A 1,539-nucleotide genomic window follows, 5' to 3' on the forward strand; every position below is an offset into this window, starting at 1 on the left:
GGTCCGCCAGACCCGCATCAAGGTGGTTCTAATGGGAATGGGAATACACACCCTGTTTATAACAATCCTGCTCCTCCGTGTGACCCCCGAGTGAATTGTCCTGTGCTTGAGGATACAATGGTAGAAAACACTCCTTGTGAAAAATTAAAAAAATTATTTGCTCCGTCTCCAATAGGTCCAAACATAAAATCCATTATTGAAAATGAGTTACAAACCAATATTCCTGTTAATCCATCGGGCGAAAAAGGAGCATTATTAAGAAGAAATTCAGGTGGCGGTACTGGTCATATAATAATCCCCCCAACTGATAAGAACATGATAAAAATAACTGCCGGTGGATATGTTTACAGTGCAATTCATACACATCCTAACGACACTTATCCTATGTTTACCTGGAGTGATGTTTTTACCTTATATACTATTAATCAAAATATTGCTCCTCATAATGCAGAATTGGCAAGTTTTTTGCTAACTTGTCAGGATGAAAATGGTGCTTTTCAAACATATGCCATAGTATTTAACAACCAAACGGCGGATATTGTCGATATGATTTTGAACAGTCCGGAATTTGCAGGAATGGAAAAAAATAAAATTGCAGAGTTAAAAGACGATGAGCTAACAGAAAAATTTATATCAGAAGAAAAGGGAGACAAAAACTATGAAAGGGCTTTTTTACAGCAAATGTTAAACACAAATGTATCGCTTTATAAAGCCAATAATGATTTAACTAACTGGAGCAGATTAGAATTAAACACAACCACAGACAATACAGTAGACATACCATGCAATTAGTAAAACTAAAAATTATGAAAAAAATCATTTTTATCACACTGTTAACATCTACCACTTTAAGTTTTAGTCAAAATCCAGTAATAGATTTGGTTGATAGAGACGGTACAAGAATTAATGGAGCCTATTATAAAGACGTAAACGACTTATTATCCCCTTTTGAGGGAACATATATTTATACCAATGGGAATAAAATGTTTAAAATTTTATTAGAAAAAAAAGTAATGCAATACAATACTGAGTATTATGAAGATTTAATTATTGGGGAGTACCAGTATACTGTTAATGGGGTAGATGTGAGCAACACGCTATCTCAAATTAATACTATTTATAACAACCAAAGGAAACATAATATTGAGGGTAATTTTATTATAGACTTTAATGAATTTAGGATGTGGCAATGTCCGGAATGTAATCCGAACGAAATACGATTAAAGTTGTCAATTAATGATGTTTCTACAGGTAGAGTTGCAAAATTATTTATCAGAAGAATGAATGTTTCAGGGCAAGATGTTATAAAAGTTAAGATTTCACATATTATGAGAGATTTTTCCAATAACCCGAACCCTCCCGATTTCACATTACCTAAAGGAGAGTTTGTTATGGTGAAACAATAAAAACCACTTACAACAAGGGCTTTGTAAAATTGCAGGTACATTTTGTATCTGCAATTTTCAATTTATAAAATAAAATTTAATCTATATTTGTAATGTTATTTACCAAAATTCTACAACTTCACAAAGCCCCGAG

At 32.8% G+C, this 1,539-nt stretch carries 2 protein-coding genes; both read left to right on the forward strand.

The annotated features are described in order from the left end of the window. Window positions 1–792, forward strand: a 792-nt coding sequence (locus tag G498_RS15000) for a hypothetical protein (RefSeq protein WP_035754256.1), incomplete at its 5' end; no start/stop codon positions are given. 14 nt (window positions 793–806) lie between these two features. Next, window positions 807–1,406 carry a DUF6705 family protein gene (locus G498_RS0110055; RefSeq protein WP_131387725.1) on the forward strand — a complete coding sequence of 200 codons (600 nt, stop codon included), beginning with the start codon at window positions 807–809 and terminating at the stop codon, window positions 1,404–1,406. The last annotated feature ends 133 nt before the right edge of the window (window positions 1,407–1,539 follow it).

The organism is Flavobacterium suncheonense GH29-5 = DSM 17707, assembly GCF_000430025.1.
In the GTDB taxonomy this organism is placed as follows: Bacteria; Bacteroidota; Bacteroidia; order Flavobacteriales; family Flavobacteriaceae; genus Flavobacterium; species Flavobacterium suncheonense.